The organism is Prosthecobacter sp., from assembly GCF_044378005.1.
Taxonomy (GTDB): domain Bacteria; phylum Verrucomicrobiota; class Verrucomicrobiia; order Verrucomicrobiales; family Verrucomicrobiaceae; genus Prosthecobacter.
This window is the reverse complement of sequence record NZ_JBILYB010000035.1, coordinates 1-23,206: the sequence shown is the minus strand read 5'-3', so window position 1 is coordinate 23,206 and position 23,206 is coordinate 1. Positions and strand designations below refer to the sequence as shown.

The following is a 23,206-nucleotide window of genomic DNA, read 5'->3' as shown; positions in this document are numbered from 1 at the left end:
CGAATGACGAATGACGAAATCTGGATGGCGAAGCCCGGAGAACGGAACGTTGATGTGGAACCATGACCCTTGCCCGCCGACTCGCCTTTCTCCTGCTGCCTTTGTTTTTCGCCTCCTGCTCCGGCTTCAAACCGCAGCCGATTTTGAGCAAGGTGCTCACTTTCTCCGCCGCCGACTTCGGCCCCGAATCCATGGCCGTGCCGCTGCTCGGGCCGGGCAGTGCCGGGAAGCAGGTGATCGTCCATCATGGGCTGCCAGCACGTTATCTGGATCAGCGCTACCCAGGCACGGTCCGCATCTACGCCGCCCCATCCATCAAGCACCTGAACCGATGCGTCAAAGACACGCCGCATGATGCCACTCACGCGGAACTTCGTGCCCGCCTGATCCACACCCGCACCCGCATCCTAGACTTCTACAATCAGCGCCGCGTCGCCTTCAACTCCGTGCCGCCCTATGCAGGTCGCGGCTACATGGCGCGGCAGATGATGATGCCGGGCATCGGCACGGTGAGGTAGCCTATAGCTCCGTCACCAAATCCGGCACGCGGACATCATGCGGCTCGCAGGGGATGTCCGGCAGTGCCTGGAGATGAAAGGCCACCCCGACCAGCCGCGCGCGGATCTCGGGTTTCGACAGCAGGCGGTCGTAAAAACCGCCGCCACGACCTAGCCGCGCGCCATCGCGCAGGGCAAAGGCCAGTCCGGGGACGAGGATGACATCCAGTTCACCCACGGGCAGAGGTGAAGTCCCCACGGGTTCCCAGACACCCAGCGTGCCGCGTTTTAAATCCGCCACCCCACGCACCTCCACGGGGATCAGCTCCGTGCCATCCACGCCGAAGAAAACCGTGCGCCAGCCGCGCTCGTGCAGCCAGGGCAGGAAGTCGGAGACGAGGTCCGGCTCGTTGCGCAGTCCGCCGAAGAGCGCCACCACGCCGGGCTGCTCCCAGAGGTCGGCACGGGCCTTCAGCCGCTCGACGAGTTGGACCGACCATCTCCGCAGCGTGCCGTCCGGCACGGAACGCATTCGTTCGCGGATCGAACGTCTCACCGTTGCCTTGGTCCATGTATCGCCAGTTTCTTCCATGATTCGGCGACCAACCTGCTCTCCGAACCCTCTGCTGCCAAGACGGATGACCAGGAAAAACAGGGTTGTCATCGCGGGCGAAAGGCCGTTTACTTTCCATAATAGTCAGGCATTCCCCCGCCAAGATGATTCACGACCCCGCTCCGGACCACGGAGGGCCCGCTCTCCTGAGCCGGCCCGACAGGAAGCGCTTCTTCAATCGCCGTCAGCGCGATGAAAACCACATCGGCCTCCGCCCCACCGAAGGCTGGCGTCAGCGAAACCTGCAATTCCTCGGCGAGGTCCTCATCCCCAGCATCCTCGCGCCGCGCAAACCGGGCCGCATCATCGACGAAGTGCCTCTGGCGGCCGTGGACCAACTCGGCGTCACCTGGCTCGGCCATGCCGGTTTCTTCACCCAGATCGGCGGCGTGAATCTGATCATCGACCCGAACTGGGCGCTCTGGCACGGCCCCGTGAAACGCCTCCGCCACCCCAGCCTCTGGGCCAGTGACCTTCCGTCCATCGACCTCGTGCTCATCACGCACGCCCACTTCGATCACCTGCACCTGCCCAGCCTCCGCCGCATTGCCCGTGGTCAGCCCATCATCGTGCCAAAAGGCGTCGGCAGCGTCGTGAAGCGCTGCGGCTTCGGGCAGATCGTCGAGCTGGAGACTTGGCAAAGCGCGCAGTTCCGCGATCTCCACGTCACACTGACTCCCGCCCGCCACTGGGGCGCGCGCATGATTCACGACACGCACCGCGGCTTCGGCGGTTACCTCATCCAGGCCCCCGAGCGCACCCTCTTCCACTGTGGCGACAGCTCCATGTTCGATGGCTTCCGCGACATCGGCCAGCGCGCCGACATCGACCTCGCGCTCATGCCCATCGGTGCCTACCTCGCCCCCAGCGGTCGCCCCGTTCACATGAATCCCGAGGAAGCGCTGGATGCCTTCGAGATGATGGGTGCCCGCCACATGGTGCCCATGCACCACGACACATTTCCATTAGGCGGCGAACCCCTGCACGAGCCCGCCGAATGGCTCGCTCGCTCCGCCCTCACCCGTGGCTTCGAAGACCGCGTCCGCCTCCTTCATGAAGGCGAGACAGCGGTGTATTGAAAATCACTTCTTCCCTGAGTCAGCCGCGGTCTTCGGCGTTGGCGTCCAGAGTTTCCAGACAGGGAAGATTCGCTCATTGATGTCCAGATAGGCGTTCGATGCGCGCTCCTGAATGGCGACGTAGTCGGTCTGGATGTTTTGCAGTTCTTGGAAGTTCTGAACCTTCTTGAACAACTCGTCGTGGGTCTTCTTGGCCGCATTGTAGCTCTCCTGCAGACGCTCCTGCTCGGCCAGCTTGGCTGCAAATTCGAGTGCTTCGGCCTGGGCGTTCTGGACTGATTCCTCCAGAACCCCGATCTGCTTTGTGAGCGCAATCTTCTCCTGGGCACATTGCTGGCTGAGCTCCTTTCTCCAAGACGATTCGAGATGGCTCGCCTTGGCAGCCCGGGTTTCGACATCGGCGACAGCCGCAGCATCCGTCGGCTGCTTTTGCTGTAGGAAATCCAGCTCCTGTTTTAGCGCAAAGGCCTCCGCTTTGCTCTTCAGATAACTTTGCTCAGCGATGGTCAGCCCGCGCCCAAGCTCGGGTTTCGCCGTGCCATCTGCGGTATAGCCACGCTCTAAATTGCCGACAGCCGAGCTGGGATCTCTCATCATCACCTCCAAGTCCGAGACCCGCTCCTCCGCCTCCGCTAATCTTGACTGCTGCTTTTGAAGTTTGGCGGCGGCACCGTTGTTTCCCTCGGCCAGAACGACGGAGTTGTTCGCTTTGCGGAAGGCTTCCAGCGCATTGGTCTTGTCTTGGAGTTCCTTGCTCTTTTTGACCACCGTTTCGGTGAAGGTATTGAGAGCACGCTCCAGTCCCTGTTCGCGAATCTGCTGTCTGAAGGCGATGAACTCATCCAGCAAGGCATCCAGGAAGATTTTGGTGAACTTTGGCTCTCCACCGATAGCGAAGACATGGAAGATAGCCGAGCCCTTCGTCTGCATAACGCGGATGTCCACGTTTGCACCCTTGAGGTCAGGATGCAGCGCATTCACCCGCGCCATGGCTCGCTTCTTCATCTCCGCGCTCTCCAGCGTCTCGATGATGGTGCCGTAGAAGTCGGTCATTTGGTCCTGCCAGTTGACGCCCCCTTCGTTCGCTACAATTCGACCACCTGCGACGAGCTTTGCCAGACTCGTAAAGGTCTGCGGACGTGGCTGGAACTCCAACCGCGTACTCGCTAGTGCCAGGAGGATGACGCCGATGATGGCAATGGCGACCAACGCACCTCCACCGATGCGCCCGCGCCAGCGATTGTCCCGCAACAGCTCGCGCACGCGGTGCTGGAGATTCTCACGGCTGCCAAACATGGCCACCCCTGCGGCGGGTGCCGTAGATTGACCCTGAGTCCATCCCGCGGCGATCTCCACCAGGGTGCGAGCATAGCCATGCGCATCGCCACCTGAGGTCACTGCCAAGTCATCCGCTGCCTGCTCCGCTTCAGCCCGCAGAGCACGAGCTGCCGCTGGCATCAGCGGCTGCCACCACCAGAGGCAGCCCGCCAAAGTCGTCAGCAGCTGCCAGCCGAGGTCACGCCGCCTCAGATGCGCCAGCTCATGTTGGAACACCGCTTGCAGTCGAGCCACCGACCAGTCTTTTGCCTCCTCCGGCAACCAGATATGAGCCTGCCAAAAACCTGTGAGCAGTGGAGACCCAATTCCCTCTGACAGATGACAAACAGCTCTTTGAGTCATCCCGAGTTGATGGGAGAGGTCGTCGCAATACTCCTGCTGTTCAGGTGTCGCCAAGCGGCTGCGTTTGAAAAGCTGCCGCAAGCTCCAAGTGCTGCGCAGCAGACGAAGGCAGAGCAGCAGACCCGCCACCACGAGCCAGACCTGATGCGCACGTCGATCCACCGAACTCAATGCATACTCCCACCACGCTGGAGGAGGCAGAGATGGCAGAATGAGTGGCTGAGGATCTACCACCGGCACAGGCTCCATCAGCTCCACATGCACCGTCATCGGCGGAGCATAGCGCGGCATGAGCTGCCAGAAGGCCAGCATCAGCAGAGCAGAGATCACGATGCGCCAGACGATGTTCCGGCTGGCTGCCGATCTCCGGCGCAGCAGTTGCGTCACCACCAGTGCCAGCAGAATGATGCCGCTGCTGATGAGCAGAGCAGAGAGCAGACGGCCCAGATCGGGACGCAGGCTGACTTCGAGCATGAGGGAGTCGAGGATGGTTTTCATGAGCGGCGGGCTTGGTCGATGAGTTGGATGAGTTTTTCGGCTTCCTGGTCGGAGAGCTTCATGTCCTTCTGCCCCAGGAGAGCCAGCGCAGCCTCACCTGGAGAGTCTTGGAAGAGGCGAGAGACGAGGTTCTTCAGCGCCTGCACACGCGCCGTTTTCACCGGCACTGGCGGACGGAACCAGTCGCGACCTTCCTCCGATTCTTTGATCAAAACGCCCCGCTCCACGAGCAGGCGCAGGATCGACCTCACCGCCGAGTAAGTCGGCGCATCCGGCAACTCTTCCTCGATCTGGCGCGCCGAGACACGCCCATGCTTCATGACGATTTCGATGACCTGGCGCTCCCGCCGACTGAGGTCCTGCGATTGATTGGAATCCCACATGCCTGCTGAAATATCAGCAGGCAGACGACTCGTCAAGCTCCGCCTGTTGATTTTTCAACAGGCGGTCAACTTCACTCATTTCGTGCCCGCTCCAATGCGCGCGCCCAGCCTGCCATGAGCATCTTCCGCTTCGCCGCCGTCATCGCCGGTTTGAAACGACGCTCTGCCTGCCATTGGCTGGCGATCTCGCTCGGGCTCTTCCACAAGCCGACACCCAAACCCGCGAGGTAGGCCGCACCGAGCGCGGTGGTTTCCGTGACGACGGGACGCACGACGGGCACGCCGAGGATGTCTGCCTGGAACTGCATCATGAGGTTGTTGTTACTCGCGCCGCCATCGACTCGCAGCTCGCGCAGCTTCACGCCGGCATCGGCCTGCATGGCATTCAAAATGTCCGCCACCTGATACACGATGCCTTCCAGCGCCGCGCGGGCGATGTGTGCCTTCTTGGTGCCGCGAGTCATCCCGCAGATCAAACCCCGCGCGTGCTGGTCCCAATGCGGCGCGCCAAGTCCGGCAAAAGCGGGCACGACATGCACGCCACCCGCATCTGGCACACTCGCGGCCAACGCTTCGACATCGGAGGATTTTTTGATGATGCCCAGCCCATCGCGCAGCCACTGCACGACCGCACCCGCGATGAAGACGCTGCCTTCCACCGCATATTCCATCGGCCCGCTGCCGAGCTGCCAAGCCACGGTGGTGAGCAGGTTGTTCGTCGAAACGATGCGCTTCGTGCCCGTGTGCATGAGCATGAAGCAACCGGTGCCATAGGTGTTTTTCACCATGCCCGGCTGCGTGCAGACCTGCCCAAACAACGCCGCCTGCTGATCGCCCGCGATGCCGGCAATCGGGATGCTCCCGCCGAGAAGCGTCGTTTCACCAAACACGCCGCTGGATGGCTTCACCTCCGGCAGTGCTGACGCCGGCACGTCGAAGAGCTTCAGCAGTTCCGTGTCCCAGATTCCAGTGCCGATGTTGTAGAGCATCGTGCGTGAGGCGTTGCTCACATCCGTGGCGTGGACTTTGCCGCCCGTGAGCTTCCACAGCAGCCAGGAGTCGATGGTGCCAAACGCGAGATGTCCGGTTTTCGCGAGCGCCTTGGCCTCCGGCACATTTTGCAGAAACCAATGCATCTTCGTGGCGGAGAAGTAGGCATCCACGACGAGCCCCGTCTTTGCGCCGATGCGTTTCGCCTCGCCCTTCGCCTTCAGATTGTCGCAAAACTTCGCCGTGCGTCGGTCCTGCCACACGATGGCCTTCGCGATGGCTTTGCCCGTGCGTTTGTCCCAGGCAACCGTCGTCTCACGCTGATTCGTGATGCCGATGGCGGCGATGTCCTTCGCCGTGAGTTTTGCCTTCTTGAGCACTTCTTTGGCCGTGCGTAGCTGCGTGTCCCAGATCTCCTCCGCATCATGCTCTACCCAGCCCGGCTGCGGGTAATGCTGCGTGAACTCCCGCTGCGCCACCGCCACGACCTTTCCGTGCGGGTCAAAGAGAATGCTGCGGCTGCTGGTCGTCCCTTGGTCGAGTGCGAGGAGGTATTTCATGGCGGTTGAAGCCGAGATTGTTCATATCCACGCGCCGATGACAAGACTTTGTCCTGTGTCCAAACTCAAGATCGGCACAGCGTTCGACAGTCCTTGCCGCGCCTCGGCATCTCCTTGGCCGTTTCTATCCATCATGAATGTACCTTTGATGAAACGTAACGGATCGAGACCTGACTTGATGGAGTATGATGGCTTCGATGAACGGCCTTTCCTCGTCTTCTGGGAGATCACACGCGCTTGTGCGCTGGCTTGCAAACACTGCCGCGCCGAGGCCCAGTCGCATCGGCATCCCGATGAACTGAATCGCGAGGAGTCGAGCCGGTTGATCCAGGAACTCGCCGAGCTAAAGCCGCCCATGCTCATTCTCACGGGTGGAGATCCGCTCATGCGGCGAGATGCCCTCGATCTCGTGCGCGAGGCCACGGATGCCGGGCTGCACGTCAGCCTCAGTCCATCGGCGACTGGCAAGCTCATGAACACCGACTTTGCCGAGATCAAAGCCGCTGGCGTCGAGCGCATCTCCCTGAGTCTGGACGGAGCGACGCGTGAGACCCACGATGCCTTCCGCGGAGTCACCGGCACCTTCGTCCGCACCATCTCCGCCGTGCATCGGGCTCATGCGGCGGGAATCGGCGTGCAGATCAACACCACCCTCACGCGTGGCAACCTGCACGAATACGAAGCCTTCAAGCAGCTCATGTTTGAGCTGAAGCCAGAGATGTGGAGCGTCTTCCTGCTCGTGCCGACAGGCCGCGCGCAGGCGAGCGATCTGCCCGATCCCCAGGACATCGAGCATGTCTTCCAGGACATGGCCACGCTCGTCGGCAAAGCACCCTTTGCCATCAAGACGACCGAGGGGCACCACTTCCGCCGCGTCCTCATGCAGAAGCTCGGCGCTGAAGGCCGCCACCGCCCCGGCATGAGATCACCACTCGGCATCCGCGATGGCCGCGGTGTGATGTTCATCTCCCACACGGGTGTCGTTTCCCCCAGCGGCTTCCTGCCCTACGACTGTGGCAACGTCCGCGAAGAGCACCCCGGCGACATTTATCGGCATCACGCTCTCTTCCGAGCCCTACGCGACAGCGATGCCCTCGGTGGCAAATGCGGACGCTGTGAGTTCCGCACGATCTGCGGTGGCTCCCGCTCCCGTGCCTACGGCATGACGGGCGATTCCTTCGCCGAAGACCCCGCATGCATGTATCAGCCGAAGCGAGAGCCTGAATTTGCATCTTGATGCGCGCCCAAATTCGGCGAGCCTCGGGCCGCTCTGAAAAGCACCCGTAGCTCAGTGGATAGAGCAGTGGATTTCTAATCCTCTGGTCGCAGGTTCGATCCCTGCCGGGTGCGCTCATTATCAACGATTTACGGCGGGTGAGTTTGAGCGAAAAAGTGAACTTGGACACATTTTGGACACTCAGGCGGGAAGCATAGCTTTCACCCGTTGCACGGTGGAAATCCCTTTGCCCGTAATCTTGGCGGCATTCCGAACGCTCTGGCCTGCTTTTAATGCCTTCACGATGTCCCTGTGTTTCTCCAGTAGCTCGGCACTGTCCAAGCTGCTTCCCGATGGCCTGCCCAGCTTCACGCCTTTCCGGCGCGCCTCAGCCAGCCCGCTATTGATGCGCTCCCGCAGGGTTTCCGTTTCGTGGCGCGCCATCTCTGCCAGCAATGCGAGCATCACAGAGGCGGCAGGGTTACGCTTGCCGGATGGCATGAGGGTTTCCACGGCCTGACTGTGCCAGTAGAGGGACACGCCCAGCTCTTCCAGCGTCTCCACGAATTTGTGAACGATGGAGTTTCGGCGGGCGAGGCGTGAGACTTCATGCACGAGCACCTTTTTCACCTTACCGGCCCGCGCCAGCTCTTCCACCTCATGCAGGCCGTGGCGGTCGCACTCATCAGCGCGGCCCGAGACTCCGGCCTCTTCACAGATTGCCACCACCTGCCAGCCTTTCGACTCTGCCAGGGCGCTAAGCTCGGAAACTTGGCGGGCCGTCTCCTGCTTGGCAGTGGAGACACGGACGAGGATGGCGACGGGGACAGGAGCGGAGGGCGATTTCATGTGTTCCACGCTGCCGAGTGTATTCAAATAATCAAATGTTTTCTCGAACACGCTAAAACGGCCCGTTTTCGGCCCGCCAGCCCTGCATTTTCCGTTCTCTGGCGGCAGGATGATTATTTGAATACACCAGCCAGGGCACGGCAGGCATTCCGGCGCGGTTTTCCTGCCAGATCGGGCCGCGAGCTGCCACTTTAGCGAGTAGCTGCCATTCGTCGGAGCCTTGATCTACTGGGAAAAATGGCAGCATGGCAGCATCCAGCAAATTTTAGCCGCTACTCCGCCAGCTACGACACAGGACACGTCCTCTCTTTCTATGTCTGGAATACCAAGTTTAGCTGCCATGCTGCCATTTCCCTTGATAAATCAAGGGCTCCAGAGTGGCAGCTAGTGGCAGGTGATCGGCGCAACGGCAGAGCGATTGCGCGATGATGGCCTTAACGCATCCCTCAACATCAAAGCGCAAGACCTGCGTTCAATCGTTGCGCTATTTGAATTGCGCGAGCACCCCCAAATGCAATGAGAGACACTTAACCTGCATACCTTAGGGGGTAGGGGAAAAGATTCCTTATCCCCCCGTGGGGGCATTGCCCCCGGCGGGTCGTGGCATCTCGACAAATGATGTGAAGCCTCCTCCTTTTGTAGGGGCGCGGGGGGCCTCCAAAACCAACGAGCGCGGGTTTCAACGCTCGTTGGTTTTTGTCGTGATCTCATTCGCTAGCGAGAATATCCAGCACGCGGATTTGATAGCGCGAGCCTTCGCTTGAATCAGGAGCTTTCCCGAACTCACAGCGTAAGCCCTGCTCATTCTGGAACACCCATCCACCCTTCGCATACTTGCGTTTGAGATGCTGGCCGATGGCATGATGGAGGGCACGGCCTTCCTTGTCTGCTTGGCCCGGTAGCATCTCCGGCATCAGGTCCGGCTCCTGCCGCGCCACGTCCACCATTTTCGTGAGAGTGAAGATGGTCACTGGCACCGCATCCATCTCCTTAGCCAAGCGGACAAAGTAGAGCGCCCACGCGGCCCCCTGCTCATCTGTGCCCATGAGTGGCTTTGTGAAGGGATTCGCAAAGCCGATGCCTTCCAGTATCCCGGCCATGATGCTTTCCCATTCTTGGAACGTGGTGCGCGTCTTAGCCACTCGCGGGCACTTGGCGGCGTGCCAGTGCTCTACCACGGCCCGCAGTGCGGCGAGCTGGCGGGCGCGCCAGCTCGGAGCGTAGAGCGTGGCTTTGCACAATGGCCGCTTGAGCGTGGCGAGACGTTCACCCGGATCGGAGCGGCTATGCAGCTCGATTTGTAGGAGCCTCCGACCGAGGTCCGCATCTGTCCGCGCGCCGTTGGCCGTGACGAAAACCACCCGCCTATTTTCAGCGCTGCCCATCTCATGCCGGTTCATCAGTCGGCATTCCGTCTCGGGCGAGGTAATGAGCTTGTCGAGAGTATCAGACGAGAGCTTGGCTTTCACGTTGTCGAGAAAGATGTAAGACGCCCCTTCGAGCGCTTTGGAATCCAGCTCCTTTTTCAGCGTCTCCTCGTTTCGGCTCCATCCCATTGCCTTAGCATGGCCGAACACGGGAAGCAGGGCACACTCCACGAGCGTTGTCTTGCCAGAACCGGGCATGTTTGCCGAGTAGAGAAAGCCCATCCTCAAAAGCTCCGGCCCCCACATCGGCAGCATGTAGGCCGTGAGACAGGCGGCGATATGAGCAGAAAAGCTCCGGCTCGTGTCCATCTCGCCATCCGCTGCCCACGGGAAATCAGCATAGGTTTCCATCAGCACCTCCCGCGCTTCCTTCTCAGTCATCGCGGCAGAGTAAGGGCACAAGTCCACCGTAAAAACGCCCGTGCGTTCATGGTAGCCAGGCATCAGCCATTCCACGCCCGAGGCGTCCGCATTCCAGCACGGTAGCACCACCTTTTGCACGGCCCTCAGCTCACGCAGGCACGAAAGAAAAGCATCTGAGGCTAGCACGCCCTCCGCCGTCTCCTTGCTCATGCTGCAAGTCTTGAAGCCCTCAATACTCGGCTTGCCAGTCACCGCGTAGACTTCCACCCATGAACGGAACTTCGTGGCCCGCATCTCGGAGACGTCACCCGTTGTTTCGTCCACCCTGACAATCCGGCCATTCATTCGGAAGATGGGGCACGGCCTCAGCAGCGCCCCCAGCTCACGCCCGAGTTTTCCGATAGGCTGCGAGATGTCCACCTCGATCACGGCCCTATCATCCACCGGCGGCACATCCGCCATTTCTCGGAGCGCCATCAGGCGCGGAGACTCTGGCGGCGTGGCAGGCTTGGCTGTCTTTTTCGGCGTTGGTGCAGTTGTGTTGTTCACTTGATGAAATCAAAGATAGCCGCGTCTTGTGGCGGCTTTGGGTTCAGGTAGATCAGGCGTTGCAGCGTGGGCCGCTCGTAGCGGATCAATGCGCCATCCTTGCCGCGCTTCCCGTGACGGAGACAGCCAGGCAGGCGTGAGAGACGAACAGCACTCATGGCCGCGCCATCCGCCCCCAGCTTGCACAATAGCGGCATCAGCTCATCACGGCGCGCATCCCATTCCAGCTTCCCGCAGGCGTCCAGTCTCACGAGGGCATGGAGAGAGCGCCCGCCGCTCGTGTAGATGGCAGCGATGGGCAGGGGTAGCACCATCAGACAGCGCAACCAAAGATCATCCGGCGCGTGATCGGACTCAAGCAGTAGATACCGCCACGAGGTTACACAGTCGCCATGTCTCCGACTCCAGCGCGGCCCGCGCTCGCTATGGCGTGCCTGCGCATTGATTCGCCATTCTCCAGATACGGGATTCGTGAGGAACCAAACGCCCTCAAGTCCACCCGTGGGCAGGGGCGAGGGCACAGGCGGCACGCCCCTTTCTCGTGCCAGGCGTAAGGCTCCGCCGCCCTGCTCCCAAAGGAAATCCCCCTGCGAGAGCTGCGAGGCGAACACGAGCGCCTTTTCCCCCGGCTCATACAGCGCCCCAAGAAACGCCCCCGCCATCCGCTCCGCGCTCGGCACTGGCACCGGAGAGCGCTCCGCCAGCCAATCAGGCGAGACAGCACGCCCACACAGCCCCGCCACACGGCGGAGGGCATCAGGATCATAAGGCGGGCGCTTTGGCCCCTGCGCGGGCTTTGGCAGCGGGGAGACACCACCCAAGGTTGAAGGCATCCGCGCCCCATCGCTGCCGCTCTCAGCGCCTCCGATGCGCCGCCTCAGCTCGTGATTGAAGCTCTCCACCTCCGCCGAACACGAATCATGTACACAGCGGCCCGAGGGCGCGCCATCCAGCCACACCTTGAAATCTCGCGCCCCATCTCGGGACGTGTGCTTGTGCCTGCCAGGACACGGCGCGTAGCCGTCCACATCCAGAGCACAGCCAAGCAGCCCCTCTGCCACACGCTGCCGTAAAGCTTGGTCAATCATGAGGGAGATTCCCTTCCTTAAATAGCAGCGGCTCCAGCCCATCGAAGCGGCTTGGTCTAGTCTTGAACCGCAGTTCCGTTTCTGCCTCGATCTCACGCGCAAAAGCTGGTAGCCAATCCCTCCCGCAGGTAAGGCCGTAAAGCTCAGCAGCAAGGCCGTAAGCCGTGTGAATATCACACTCAACCTCAAAGGCTTGCTTAATGGCGCGGGCGGCCTTGATGAGCGCGGGCTTGATCTCGGGGCGGCTGGCCTTGAAGACTTCAAACGCCTGCAACGGCGTCGGCTCATCTGGAAAAGGAAGCTCGGCACTCATACCAGCGCCTCCTTTTCCAAGCGCTCGATTTCTTCGATAGGAATCCGCACGCAGGTAGAAGAGAAACGGCGGACTTTCAGCTTACCATCCGCCGCCCATCGCCTCAGAGTCACAGCGGCGACATTGAAGCGGGCGGCAGCCTGTTTGTAAGTAAGGCCGCGAGGTGCGGCTATGATAGAGTTTGGTGATATGGGTTTGGCATCTTGCATAAGGGCCAAACAATCCCCGAATCAGAGCCAACGGGTCAGGGGCAGCGCTGCAAATCAGAATCCCCAGGGGAAAACATAATCATCACTTCCCCCTTTTGACGCTCTTCTTGATTGGCGCGGCTCGTGGCAAACCAGAGAGACCAAGCATCTTTAACTCAAGCCGATATGTCCGCTCATCAAAAACCTTTCCCAGCTTCTCCCATTCTATCAAAACCTTGCTTTGGAGTTCTGCTTTCGTGGGAACACCGTGAAACATGCCCTTCCACTCATCGAACTCGCCCGCTTTCGCCTTCAAATCCTTACGAAGCACCCCAGTTAAGCGTTTGAAGTTATACCAAATCACAAGTGGAAGTGTCGGGCGTTTTTTGAGGGCGCGCTGAATGAATGAAAGCTCGTAGTCTGAGCCGAAACTTGCGCTCCGCTCCATTGTGCAATCGGGCATCTTTTCCATCAGATCAGCCAGCTTCCTGAATGAAGTAAAATCGCGCGCCTTGATCCATTGATGTAACTCTTTGCCAATCTGGCTATAAAACCAACTCCTGCGCTTCAAAATGCCAGGGCGTTCTTTTGGCGGAGGTGTAGCACCGCCGAAACGAGAAGGCTTTCCAGAATGGTTATCCTCCATCGAAGTCAGAATGTCAGAAATCGACATCATCGCTGCCGCATTTCCATCTGTGTAAAACCGCTCATCAACGAGCAACCTCTGCCGGTAATCAACTGCCTGCTTGGAATTGTATGCAGCGTGGAAAGCTGCCGCTTGCACATCATCAAGATTACAGGTCGCCAAGCCGAGATTCCCGCCTGGCATATCACCGGGATAAGCTCCTTTGCTCAACCTCACCTTTGGTTTTGCAGGCTTGGCGTTCATATCTATTTCTCATAGCCAGCGCCAACGATGGCGACTGGGCAAACGCTGAAAAACGTAGCTACGCCTATGCTGCTACCTCCCGTCATCATGGTGACAAGAAATGCAGCCGGGAGGCTCAGAAAGATCAGGCCGAAGATCATAAGGGAAGAAAGCACAGGCGAAGAACTGACACCAAGGAAAAGGCTTCATCACACTTGGCCCGGCGCTTGTGCCTCCTCATTCAGCAGCGAGCCAAGCCCCAAGGTGACACGCTCCTTCTTGTCGAGATAATGCGCGCTCGTGGTGGAGATGTTCGCATGGCGGAGAAAGCGGGAAGCCGCGTAAATGCCGTGCTTTTGCGCCACGAGTGAACCGGCCTCTTTCCTCAGCTCGTGGAGTGCCTTGCGTGCCGTGACTCCTTTCCCCTTCAACCAATCCGCCAGCACCTCAAACGTGCGAGGGGCGCGGTAATGACGCTGCCGCCCCACGAGGATAGGAGCGATGGGAGAGCGCAGGACATACACGCCCTGAGGATCAAGCGCCCGCCAGCTTTTCAGCAGTGCCACCACCTGCCCGTCTATCTCCACAGCGTCTTTGCTGGCCTCACACTTGGCTTGAAAGCATTCGTGATCTTCGATGCGAAGCAGGCCCGCGCCAAAGTCCACCGATGCCCAGCGCAGTTTATCCGCTTCATTCTTCCGCAGGCCCGCGAACATCAGCAGGACAAAGGCTTTCCAGCACTCAAGCCAAGCCATGTCTCCACCAAGCTGTTTCCGTGCTGCCTCGATCAACTCCGGCGCATTGATCCTCGATTGATAGCGCATGGATGGCCGCTCGAAAAACTCCGCCTCATTGAAGGGATTCGGCGGCAGGATCAAGCCGCGCCCGATGTGCCGGATGATCTTTGGCGAGAATAGAGACTTGGCCTTTCTCAGCGTACTATTGACCGTCGTTTTCATCGCCCGCAGTGCCAAAGGGTTGTCACTCACAGCCTTGATACGTCCAAGCCTCCAACGATGCACGGCGGCAGGTGTCAGCAGATCAAGCGGCAGCGTGTCCACCTTGTCACGCCATGCTTGAGCGCCGCCTGTGCGGCCCGCCCATTTCTTCGGATCATCACGCGAGACGCCCGCCACATCCGCCGCGATGCGCCGGAGACTACCGCCATACTCCCAGACAGTCGGAGCGCGTGCGCTGGATATGGCCGCTGCCGCTGCGATGAACTCGCCCACGGTCGCAGGCGTTGGAACTTCTACCGGCTTAGGCTTCCACTCCGCCAGCATCTCATCCCAGCCCCGGCGCATCAGGCCCTTGTAAAACTCCGCCGCTTTCTGTGCTGCCGCCGCTTGATTGGCCGTGCGTAGATTCACCGTCTCACGCCTGCCACCGTGGGCAATCTTGATGCACCAATGCGTCACATAGTAGCGCTGCCCGTTCTTCGTGCTGCTATTCCGATACAGGCGCGGCTTCCAGTAACGCGCATCAGTCTTTCCGAATCCTATTGTGGCCTGTTTTTTGAGCTTTGGACTATCCTCTTTTTCGGCCTCCAAAATCCCGAACTCGGCAGGCTTGGACGTTTCTTGGACTTTTATTTTGTTCATAGGTGATAAAGTCAGATGATTTGTGATGAATGCTTGAGGTGAATCAAAAGCGTTTCAAGCCTTGTTTTTCAAGGCTCACGCGCTCATTCTCAATCATTCGTTATCAGACTGACTCAGGCACCTTTCTTTTTTCTAATCCTCTGGTCGCAGGTTCGATCCCTGCCGGGTGCGCTTATGATAGACGATTAAAATGGGTGATTTTGAGCGGGGCCGAGTTGCCGACCCCTGCCCGATTCTAATGCTTCGGGTGTATTTACGTTTTCGAAAAGCGGCTGATGCTCAGGTGGAAGTGCTGCTGAAGAGGCCAAGTCGAGCTGGATAGCCTCTGTGATCAGGTTTTGCAGTCCGAACTGGTGCTCATGCAGGTGATGTTTCATCAGTGGAAGCATGATGGGGGCATAACAGGCTGCCATGGGCTCGAAATAATCCCCCATCTTGAAAAAGAACCCCTGATGGGCGCTCAGTTTGGGACAAATCACGTCACTCATAAACTCCTCCGTCATCAATGGCATGTCCACGGCCAGTGCTAGCACCGGCATGGATACAAATTGCAGCACCCGATGGATGGCTCCCAGTGGCCCTGAATCTTCCCCATCGGGGTCAAATACCCAGTCAATACCGGAGGGGATCCCGATGGCTGAATGAAGCTGTTGCTCGCGGCGGCAGGCGACCACAAGTTTGCTCGCTCCAAGCTGGGAAAGTTTTCCCAACTGAACCTGCCACAACGGGCATCCATGCCAGTCCAGCCAGGCTTTGTCTGTGCCCATTCGCGACGAGCGACCTCCTGCCAGAAGCAGGACGGCAAAGTCTGGTAAGCTTTCACGGGACATACAAGAATACTGTCTTCACAAAAACCTTGGTGAACTCAGGATCAACGGATGCACAAAAAAATAGGTGCCCTGGGATCAGGGCACCTATGATCTTTGCCATCATGGCCACGGCTTAGCCGATCACTTCCGGCCATTCGGTATGGAACATCTGGCCTTCGGGCTTGTCGGTGCGCTCGTAGGTGTGGGCACCGAAGAAGTCGCGCTGGGCCTGGAGGAGGTTGGCGGGGAGACGTTCGGCGCGGTAGCTGTCATAGTAGCCGAGGGAAGCGGAGAACGCTGGGCATGGGATACCGTTCAGCGTGGCGAGGCTGACCACTTCGCGCCAGTTTTGCTGGGTCTGGCTGAGCACGTCGATGAAGAACGGGGCGAGCATGAGATTGCTCAGCTCGGGGTTCTCGCGATAGGCGTCGGTGATGCGGTTCAGGAAGCGGGCACGGATGATGCAACCGCCGCGCCAGATGCTGGCGATACGGCCGAGGTCGAGACCCCATTTTTTGGCTTCACCCATGGATTTGATGAGATCGAGACCCTGGGCGTAGCTGATGATTTTGGAGGCGTAGAGGGCGTCGTGAACTTTCTTCACGAGCTCGGCTTTGGCGGTGGTGATGTTGACCGCTGGACCGGTGAGCAGCTTGCTGGCGGCGACGCGGGCCTTCTTCTTGGAACTCAGGATGCGGGCTTCGACAGCGGCGTTGATGGTACTGATGACGATGGCGTTTTCCGCCGCGTTCATGAGCGTCCACTGACCAGTGCCTTTCTGGCCGGCTTTATCGACGATGAGTTCGACGATGGATGCGCCAGTCTCGGGGTCTTTCTGTTCGAGCGCTTTGCCAGAGATCTGGATGAGGTAGCTCTGCATGGCACCTTCGTTCCATTCATTGAAGATGGCGGCCATCTCGTCGGTGGTGAAGCCGGCGTGCTTGAAGATATTGTAGGCTTCGCAGATGAGCTGCATGTCGCCGTATTCGATGCCGTTGTGGATCATCTTCACATAGTGACCAGCACCGCCGGGGCCGATATGGATGACGCAGGGCTCGCCATCGACCTTCGCGGCGATGGATTCGAAGATGGGCTTCATGACCTCCCAGGTGCTGGCAGGGCCGCCGGGCATGATGGAGGGGCCTTTGCGTGCGCCTTCTTCACCGCCGGAGACGCCTGCGCCGATGAAGCGGAGACCTTTCTCGGCGAGATACACGTCGCGGCGCTCGGTGGTTTTGTAGAAGCTGTTGCCGCCATCGATGATGATGTCGTCTTTCGCGAGGAGCGGGATGAGCTGCTCGATCACGGCGTCCACGGCATCGCGATCGGAATCGACGACAGCGGTGGACTTCACCATGATGTGGATCTTGCGCGGGGTGGCGAGGCTCTCGACGAATTCTTCCAAGGTGTGGGCTCCGACGAGGGCTTTGCCGGGGTGTTTGGCGATGAATTCATCCGTCACGCTGGTGGTGCGGTTATAGACGCTCACCTGGAAGCCGCGGCTCTCCACGTTGAGAACGAGGTTTTGGCCCATCACAGCGAGGCCGATCAATCCGAAGTCACTTTTTTTGCTCATATTTAGGGGCCGAGTCCATACCTGCCCCCTCCGGCTTGGCAAAGGAGATTTTCCTCATGCAAGGCATGAGCCGGGCTGATCGGGTGCCTCAGGCGGGCGGCAGTTTTTGCCAGAATGGAAGATGTCAGCGACAGGCGACGTGCTATGCTCCGCCTCGCAATCCCATCACATGTCTCAGATCACCTCATCCACCGGCTGGAGCAGCACTCCACGCGCTGCCTTTCGTGCGCGCGAGGACTGGAGTCTCAAATGGTGGATCATGTTCGCTCTAATTCTTTCGTTTGGCTTTCATGGTCTGCTCTATGTGAGCATTGACAAAATAAACACCGTCTTCGGCAGCACCGCACGCGCGGTCCCTGAAAAGAAGATGCCAGATCGCATCAAGATCGACCCCCGGCTGCTCCAAGAGCAAAAGGCCATTCAGGAAATCCCCGAGCTGATCGCGCCGGGCACACAGCCAGACATCAAGGCTTTCGAAGCCAATCTCGATGACTTCGACAAAGCCCAAATGATCCCTGAAAATCAGGAGATCGATCTCACCCCGAATGTGAAAGAGGTGACCAATTTCCTCCGCGAAACCGACCCTGGCGATGGACGCACACCCGGTGGTAGCAAAATGAATGACATGGCGTCCCTGCTCGCCCCGCAGGCAGCCATGGCTGCGCCAGATCTCGCCAGCGCGATGGCCAGCGTGCGTCGTGACATCCTCTCGAAACCCGTCTCCGAAAAGCAGATGCTCCTCGATGCCGGCGCGCTGGAACCCAAGGATGGCCAAGCCATTGATGCCGACCTCCTCGGCGAGGTCAAAAAGCAGGGTCAGGGCGCAGGTGATGCCGCTGCGACTCGGGTGAAAGGCTTCAGCAATCTCGATGACTTGCTCGGTGGAGGTGGTCGCCTCGGTGGCAGTACCGCGCCGATCCTCATGCCCACCGACCTCCTCTTTGAGTATGGCAGTGATCAACTCGCGGAAGGCGCACGCCTCAGCCTCATGAAGCTCGGCTTCCTCATTCAAAAGAACCCCAACAGCCTCTTCATCGTCGAAGGCCACACCGACAGCTTCGGTGGCGAAGACTTCAATCTCGATCTCTCCCTTCGCCGTGCCAATGCCGTCGTCGAATGGCTGCGCCAATCCCTCCGACTTGGCACTGACCGCATCCAGGCCGCTGGTATGGGCAAAAGCAAACCCATCGTCAGCACCAGCGGAACCGTGGAAGAGCAGGGCATGAATCGCCGCGTGGAAATCAAGGTGCGGGCGAAGCAGTAAATATCCATTCAGCCGGTCTTGCCGGTGAGTTGGGATTTAAAAGATCTCGGCCCAAGCCTGAAGGCTGTGAGTCTGGATTGATGCCCGAACTCACTTCTTCCCGATGCACCAGAGGTTCTTGTAACCTCGGATGAAGAGCTGGCCGTCACTGACGGCGATGCTGCCGATGATTTTCTCCCCGAGCGTATTCGTGGAGAGCAGCTCAAATTTGGGGCTGGCTTTGAAGACGAAGCAGTCGCCGCCCTGGTTTGCCGCATAACATTTGCCGTCGGCGCTGAGGACGAGAGATGACCAGTTTTGGCCACTAGGGCCGGGGCCTTTGAGACGTTCGTTGTAGATCATCTCGCCGGTTTTGAGGGCGCGACACTCGACGATGCCGCCATCGCTGAGAATGTAGTGATGGCCTTCATGGATGACGCCGCTGCCGATGCGCTGGCTGACTTTGGGCAGATGCCAGAGTCGCTTTTCGGTGACATCGCCTTTGCCGCCTGCTTTGACGGCGACGCCCATGCCGCCGTAACCGCCAAAGGCGATGACGACGTTGTCTGGGGTAAGCAGCGGCGAGTTATAAACCAGCGGGTTCAGGCCAGAGCAGGTCCAGAGTTCCTTGCCCGCGATGGGATCAAAGGCGGCGACGCGACCTGGATAGCTAAGGATGAGTTCGTAGCGGTTGTCGATCTTGCGGAAGAGCGGATCAGCCCAGGAGCCGAGCCATTTTTTGTCCGCCCCTTCGCCGCTGGCACCACCGGGTTCGTCGTGCTCCCAGATCGTTTTGCCGGTCTTGAGGTCGAAGGCATAAAGGGTGGTCTTGGGACCAGGGCCGAAGTTGAGGAAGAAGCGGTCGCCAGCGATCACGGGAGAGGTGCCGTTGCCCCAGATGTGATGCTGTTTGCCGAGGTCGGTGCGCTTCCAGAGTTCCTTGCCGTTCATGTCGTAGCAAAAGACACCCGCGCTGGCATGGAAGACGACGATTTGTTCGCCATTCGTGGCCGGCGATGCCGCGCAGTAGGGGTTAGTGCCGTGGGTCAACTCGGGCTCTTTGTAGGTGATGCCAGCTTCCCAGAGTTGGGTGCCTGACTTGCGGTCAAAGCAGAGCAACAGGCGACGACCAAGCTTCTCGATGGCCTGCGTGACGAAGACTTTGTCGCCCCAGACGACGGGCGTGGAGTTGCCACGATCTGGCAACTCGACCTTCCAGACGACATTCTCAGTCTGGCTCCACTTTTCCGGCAGGCCGGACTCGGTGGTGGTGCCATCACCATTCGAGCCGCGCCACATGGGCCAATTGGCGGCTTGGGCGGAGAGCAGAGGGAGGAGCGCGGAGAGAATGAGGAGCCGTTTCATGGTTGGTTGGCGATTGAGTGAAGCATGAACGCATGAAAAAGGCGGAGTTGGTCATCCAACTCCGCCTTTTCAATGAGGCCTGCGCGCTGGGGCAGGCTCTGGATTACCTGAACTTCTTGCCGAACTTGTCGGGATTGGAATCGAACTTGGCTTTGCAGTTGGTGCAGCAGAAGCCGATCGTCTTGCCCTTGTATTCGGAGGTGACGCCAGCTTTGACGTCCTTGCCGCTCATGGGGCAGGTGGTGTTCACGGGGGCGGCGCTGGCAATGCCTGCGGCGACGAAGGAGACGGCGAGGAGGGTGAGAATGGATTTCATGGGAGAAGGGGGGTGTTTGACCCAGAGCAAGATACGAGCAAACGGACGCTGGATAAGCAATCAAATTTCTCTCGGACTGCACGCTGCCGTCTTGACGAAGGGGAGGAGTTTGCCCCAGCTTCTTTGCTCTGCTCGAAAAATACGGCCCCAACCCCGTCGTAGTAGTCGGCCCAACCTCACCATGTCCACAGCCCCAGCTCTCTCGCCTTCATCCGTGAAGGCGCTTCGAAACGCCGTCATCCGCCTCGCCGGAAATTCGCAGGACGGCATCCAATCCATCGGCGGCATCCTCGCTCGTCTCGCGGGGCGCACGCAGCAGGATGTGATGACCTACATGACCATCCCGTCCACGATCAGTGGCGGCCCTTCGATCTTCCAGGTGCATCTCGGCAGCGGCGAGGTGCTGCATCCAGGTGATGAAAGCGACGTGCTCGTGGCCTTTTACCAGCACAGCTACGACAGCCACATCAGCGCAGTGCGCGAGGGCGGCATCTGCTTTTACGACAGCGGTGAAGTCACCGAAGTGAAGCACGAGCGCGGCATCCATCACATCGGTGTGCCCTTCACCACGGCGACCGTGGAGGCCGTGGGCGGCAGTGCCCGTGATCGTGGGAAAAACATCTTCGTCCTCGGCATGTTGTGCGCGGTTTTCCGCCTCGATAAAGACAAGGTCGCGAGCATTCTCAGCCGTCAGTTTGGCAAAAAGGACGAGAGCGTACTGCGCAACGCCATGCTGGCCTTCGACGCAGGCTATGCCTACCCGGTGGGTGACATCACGACTTTCCATTTCGAAGAGGGCGAGCACACCGACACACACCGCATCAGCAGCGATGGCAACACGGTCATGACCATGGGTCTCATCGCCGCCGGAGTGCGCTACGGCTCCGCGTATCCGATCACGCCTTGGTCGAGCATCATGGAGACCCTGCGCACGGAGTTGCCAAAGTATGGCGGCATGTATGTGCAGGCGGAGGATGAGCTGGCCGCCGTGTCCATGACCATCGGCGCGGCCTTCGCCGGGCATCTGGCCGTGACGGGCAGCGCTGGCCCTGGGCTGAGTTTGAAAATGGAGGCGCTGAGCTATGCGAGCATGGCGGAGATCCCGCTCATCGTGATCAATGTCCAGCGCGGCGGCCCCTCCACCGGCATGCCGACGAGCATCGAGCAAAGCGATCTCATGCAAGCCATCTACGGCAGCCATGGCGACTGCCCGCGCATCGTGCTCGCGCCACAGGATGTGGAAGATTGCTTCTACATCGCTCTCGAAGCTGGCCGCCTCGCCCGCGAGTACTCCTGCCCGGTCATCATTTTGAGCGATCAGGCCCTCAGCAGCCGCATCGAGGCCTTCACTGAGCCGGACCTCGACAAGCATTGGATCGAGCCCACGCTCGACCTCTCGGATCGTGGAGCCGACTTCAAACCCTACCCGCTGGATGCCATGACGCGTCACGCACCTCCGGGCACGAAGATGAGCGGCAAATACCCGCACGTCACCGGCCTGGAGCACGACGAGTGGGGCCATCCGAGCGGCAACGCGAAGATGCACCAGAAGATGACCGACAAGCGCCGCAACAAGCTTGTCGAGCTCAGCAAGAAGCTCCCGCTCCCCGAAGTCTATGGCGACTCGGAAGGCGACCTCCTGCTCATCAGTTGGGGCAGCAACTACGGTCAGATCAAAGAAAGCGTGAACCGCCTCCGCGCCGAAGGTCACAAGGTCGGCGCTGCGAATCTGCGCCACGTGCATCCGATGCCAGCGGGCATGGACAAGCTGTGGGCAGGCTTCAAAAAGGTCGCCGTCGTCGAGCTCAACGACGTGGGCATGTATGGCTACGGCCAGCTCGCCATGATGCTGCGCGCCGCGTATGCCGATCCGAAAATCCAGTCCATCTGCAAGACCGACGGCCTCACCTTCCGCATCCGCGAGATCGTCACCGGCGCTGAAAAAATCATGAGCGCCTGATCGACCTCCGACTCGTCCACCTGACCCACCTTTACCCAATCGAAACGACCATGTCTGCCACCACTCAGGAAGCCGCCATCACCGCCGCTCCATCGACACTCGTCACTCCGCCCTCCATGGGCGCGGAGGAAAAGCTCACGAAGAAAGCTCTCACCGCCGATCACCCGACTTGGTGCCCTGGCTGCGGCGACTTCGCCGTGCTCGCCGCCTTCTACAAGGTGCTGGAGAAGCTCCAGTATCCTCATGAAAAGATCGTCTGCGTGGCCGGCATCGGCTGCTCCAGCCGCTTCCCCTACTTCATGAACACGCACGGCATCCATTTCATCCATGGCCGTGCCCTCCCACTCGCCACGGGTGTCTCGCTGAGCCGTCCTGACGTGCATGTCTTCGTCTTCGGTGGTGATGGCGATGGCTTCTCCATCGGCGGCAACCACCTGAACCATGCCGCGCGCAAAAACATCAAGCTCACCTACGTGATCATGGACAACTACGTCTATGGCCTGACCAAAAAGCAGACCAGCCCCACGAGCCCCATCGGCTTCAAATCCAAGACCGACCCCACCGGCAGCATCGACCGTCCGATCAACCCCATGAAGCAGCTCCTCGCCAGCGGAGCCACCTTCATCGCCCGCACCCACGCCGCGCAGGTGAAGCACATGGTCGATACCTTCGAGCGCGCCATCCTGCACGACGGCTTCAGCGTCGTCGAGTGCCTGAGCGAGTGCATCATGTTCTATGAAGGCAGCTTCAATGATAGCTGGCCCAAGAAAGGCGGCACCTTCGACATCATCGACGAAACCCAGCACAACGTGAAGGACGACGTCGCCGCCTTCCAGCTCGCCGACCTCCCCAGCCCCGGCAAATTCGGCGTCTTCTACGACGTGGACCGCCCCACCAAGAACGCCTTGGAGCAGAAATGGATCGACGACACCCAGGCCAAACTCGCCGGCATGAGCCAACGCGACATCCTGCGCAAGCGCTTCGAGACGATGCGGTGAGGCACCTCTGGCATAATGCATTCACGAAAGACCCAGCCGCGAGGCTGGGTTTTTTTCTTCGCTGCTGGAAGATACCTATCCAGCCAACGTGCCAGCTCATTCTGATGGAGTAACGTTCAAACCAAGCCGCCAGATGGTCGTGCTTATTCTCTTCGACTTTAGCATTCTCGATTGGGA

At 59.6% G+C, this 23,206-nt stretch carries 22 protein-coding genes and 1 tRNA gene; 7 read left to right on the top strand and 16 right to left on the bottom strand.

Annotation, left to right across the window (positions count from 1 at the left end):
• Window positions 1-62: 62 nt before the first annotated feature.
• Window positions 63-518 carry a hypothetical protein gene (locus tag AC6FTP_RS09545; RefSeq protein WP_497206683.1) on the top strand — a complete coding sequence of 152 codons (456 nt, stop codon included), beginning with the start codon at window positions 63-65 and terminating at the stop codon, window positions 516-518.
• 1 nt (window position 519) lies between these two features.
• Here the strand turns inward: AC6FTP_RS09545 and AC6FTP_RS09540 are convergent, their stop codons facing one another.
• Window positions 520-1,161 (bottom strand): 5-formyltetrahydrofolate cyclo-ligase, encoded by a 642-nt coding sequence (locus AC6FTP_RS09540; protein ID WP_497206682.1) that lies wholly within the window; start codon window positions 1,159-1,161, stop codon window positions 520-522.
• 53 nt (window positions 1,162-1,214) lie between these two features.
• Here AC6FTP_RS09540 and AC6FTP_RS09535 point away from each other — a divergent pair, with 53 nt between their 5' ends.
• Window positions 1,215-2,189, top strand: a complete 975-nt coding sequence (locus tag AC6FTP_RS09535; RefSeq protein ID WP_497206681.1) for an MBL fold metallo-hydrolase — start codon at window positions 1,215-1,217, stop codon at window positions 2,187-2,189.
• Between the two features lie 3 nt (window positions 2,190-2,192).
• Here the strand turns inward: AC6FTP_RS09535 and AC6FTP_RS09530 are convergent, their stop codons facing one another.
• The 3 genes from AC6FTP_RS09530 to glpK all read right to left on the bottom strand — a co-directional run bounded on the left by AC6FTP_RS09530 (window position 2,193) and on the right by glpK (window position 6,300).
• Window positions 2,193-4,367, bottom strand: a complete 2,175-nt coding sequence (locus tag AC6FTP_RS09530; protein WP_497206680.1) for a M56 family metallopeptidase — start codon at window positions 4,365-4,367, stop codon at window positions 2,193-2,195.
• Entirely contained in the window at window positions 4,364-4,750 is a 387-nt protein-coding gene (locus AC6FTP_RS09525) for a BlaI/MecI/CopY family transcriptional regulator (protein WP_497206679.1), read from the bottom strand. The genes AC6FTP_RS09530 and AC6FTP_RS09525 overlap by 4 nt, the downstream gene beginning before the upstream one ends.
• 71 nt (window positions 4,751-4,821) lie before the next feature.
• Window positions 4,822-6,300 carry a glycerol kinase GlpK gene (glpK, locus tag AC6FTP_RS09520; RefSeq protein WP_497206678.1) on the bottom strand — a complete coding sequence of 493 codons (1,479 nt, stop codon included), beginning with the start codon at window positions 6,298-6,300 and terminating at the stop codon, window positions 4,822-4,824.
• Between the two features lie 148 nt (window positions 6,301-6,448).
• Here glpK and AC6FTP_RS09515 point away from each other — a divergent pair, with 148 nt between their 5' ends.
• Window positions 6,449-7,537: a radical SAM protein gene (locus tag AC6FTP_RS09515; RefSeq protein WP_497206677.1), complete on the top strand. Its 1,089-nt coding sequence runs from the start codon at window positions 6,449-6,451 to the stop codon at window positions 7,535-7,537.
• Between the two features lie 40 nt (window positions 7,538-7,577).
• A tRNA-Arg gene (locus tag AC6FTP_RS09510) sits at window positions 7,578-7,650 on the top strand.
• Between the two features lie 67 nt (window positions 7,651-7,717).
• Here the strand turns inward: AC6FTP_RS09510 and AC6FTP_RS09505 are convergent.
• The 10 genes from AC6FTP_RS09505 to gnd form a co-directional block, all read right to left on the bottom strand.
• A complete protein-coding gene (locus AC6FTP_RS09505) occupies window positions 7,718-8,365 on the bottom strand; it encodes a recombinase family protein (RefSeq protein WP_497206676.1) in 648 nt (215 codons plus the stop codon).
• A 52-nt stretch (window positions 8,366-8,417) separates the two neighbouring features.
• A complete protein-coding gene (locus AC6FTP_RS09500; protein WP_497206675.1) occupies window positions 8,418-8,612 on the bottom strand; it encodes a hypothetical protein in 195 nt (64 codons plus the stop codon).
• Window positions 8,613-9,072: 460 nt separating this feature from the next.
• On the bottom strand, window positions 9,073-10,704 hold the full coding sequence (locus AC6FTP_RS09495; RefSeq protein ID WP_497206674.1) for a hypothetical protein: 1,632 nt from the start codon (window positions 10,702-10,704) through the stop codon (window positions 9,073-9,075).
• Window positions 10,701-11,792 carry a hypothetical protein gene (locus tag AC6FTP_RS09490; RefSeq protein ID WP_497206673.1) on the bottom strand — a complete coding sequence of 364 codons (1,092 nt, stop codon included), beginning with the start codon at window positions 11,790-11,792 and terminating at the stop codon, window positions 10,701-10,703. The genes AC6FTP_RS09495 and AC6FTP_RS09490 overlap by 4 nt, the downstream gene beginning before the upstream one ends.
• The gene (locus AC6FTP_RS09485; RefSeq protein ID WP_497206672.1) at window positions 11,785-12,105 is read right to left on the bottom strand and encodes a hypothetical protein; all 321 of its coding nucleotides are present in this window, start codon (window positions 12,103-12,105) and stop codon (window positions 11,785-11,787) included. The genes AC6FTP_RS09490 and AC6FTP_RS09485 overlap by 8 nt, the downstream gene beginning before the upstream one ends.
• Window positions 12,102-12,314 carry a helix-turn-helix domain-containing protein gene (locus tag AC6FTP_RS09480; RefSeq protein ID WP_497206671.1) on the bottom strand — a complete coding sequence of 71 codons (213 nt, stop codon included), beginning with the start codon at window positions 12,312-12,314 and terminating at the stop codon, window positions 12,102-12,104. The genes AC6FTP_RS09485 and AC6FTP_RS09480 overlap by 4 nt, the downstream gene beginning before the upstream one ends.
• Window positions 12,315-12,396: 82 nt before the next feature.
• The gene (locus AC6FTP_RS09475) at window positions 12,397-13,182 is read right to left on the bottom strand and encodes a hypothetical protein (protein ID WP_497206670.1); all 786 of its coding nucleotides are present in this window, start codon (window positions 13,180-13,182) and stop codon (window positions 12,397-12,399) included.
• 188 nt (window positions 13,183-13,370) lie between these two features.
• Window positions 13,371-14,762, bottom strand: coding sequence for a site-specific integrase (locus AC6FTP_RS09470; protein ID WP_497206669.1), 1,392 nt, complete (start codon window positions 14,760-14,762; stop codon window positions 13,371-13,373).
• Window positions 14,763-14,947: 185 nt separating this feature from the next.
• A complete protein-coding gene (mobA, locus tag AC6FTP_RS09465) occupies window positions 14,948-15,592 on the bottom strand; it encodes a molybdenum cofactor guanylyltransferase (RefSeq protein WP_497206668.1) in 645 nt (214 codons plus the stop codon).
• A 112-nt stretch (window positions 15,593-15,704) separates the two neighbouring features.
• The gene (gene gnd / locus AC6FTP_RS09460) at window positions 15,705-17,147 is read right to left on the bottom strand and encodes a decarboxylating NADP(+)-dependent phosphogluconate dehydrogenase (protein ID WP_497206667.1); all 1,443 of its coding nucleotides are present in this window, start codon (window positions 17,145-17,147) and stop codon (window positions 15,705-15,707) included.
• 169 nt (window positions 17,148-17,316) lie between these two features.
• Between gnd and AC6FTP_RS09455 the strand changes: the two genes are divergently transcribed.
• On the top strand, window positions 17,317-18,411 hold the full coding sequence (locus AC6FTP_RS09455) for an OmpA family protein (protein WP_497206666.1): 1,095 nt from the start codon (window positions 17,317-17,319) through the stop codon (window positions 18,409-18,411).
• Window positions 18,412-18,501: 90 nt separating this feature from the next.
• Here the strand turns inward: AC6FTP_RS09455 and AC6FTP_RS09450 are convergent, their stop codons facing one another.
• Together AC6FTP_RS09450 and AC6FTP_RS09445 are read right to left on the bottom strand one after the other, a co-directional pair.
• A complete protein-coding gene (locus AC6FTP_RS09450; RefSeq protein ID WP_497206665.1) occupies window positions 18,502-19,755 on the bottom strand; it encodes an outer membrane protein assembly factor BamB family protein in 1,254 nt (417 codons plus the stop codon).
• Between the two features lie 103 nt (window positions 19,756-19,858).
• Complete coding sequence (locus tag AC6FTP_RS09445; RefSeq protein WP_497206664.1) at window positions 19,859-20,071, bottom strand: YHS domain-containing protein; 213 nt, start codon at window positions 20,069-20,071, stop codon at window positions 19,859-19,861.
• Between the two features lie 181 nt (window positions 20,072-20,252).
• Between AC6FTP_RS09445 and AC6FTP_RS09440 the strand changes: the two genes are divergently transcribed.
• Window positions 20,253-22,031 (top strand): 2-oxoacid:acceptor oxidoreductase subunit alpha, encoded by a 1,779-nt coding sequence (locus tag AC6FTP_RS09440; protein ID WP_497206663.1) that lies wholly within the window; start codon window positions 20,253-20,255, stop codon window positions 22,029-22,031.
• A gap of 50 nt (window positions 22,032-22,081) precedes the next feature.
• Entirely contained in the window at window positions 22,082-23,029 is a 948-nt protein-coding gene (locus AC6FTP_RS09435) for a thiamine pyrophosphate-dependent enzyme (protein ID WP_497206662.1), read from the top strand.
• Window positions 23,030-23,206 lie beyond the last annotated feature (177 nt).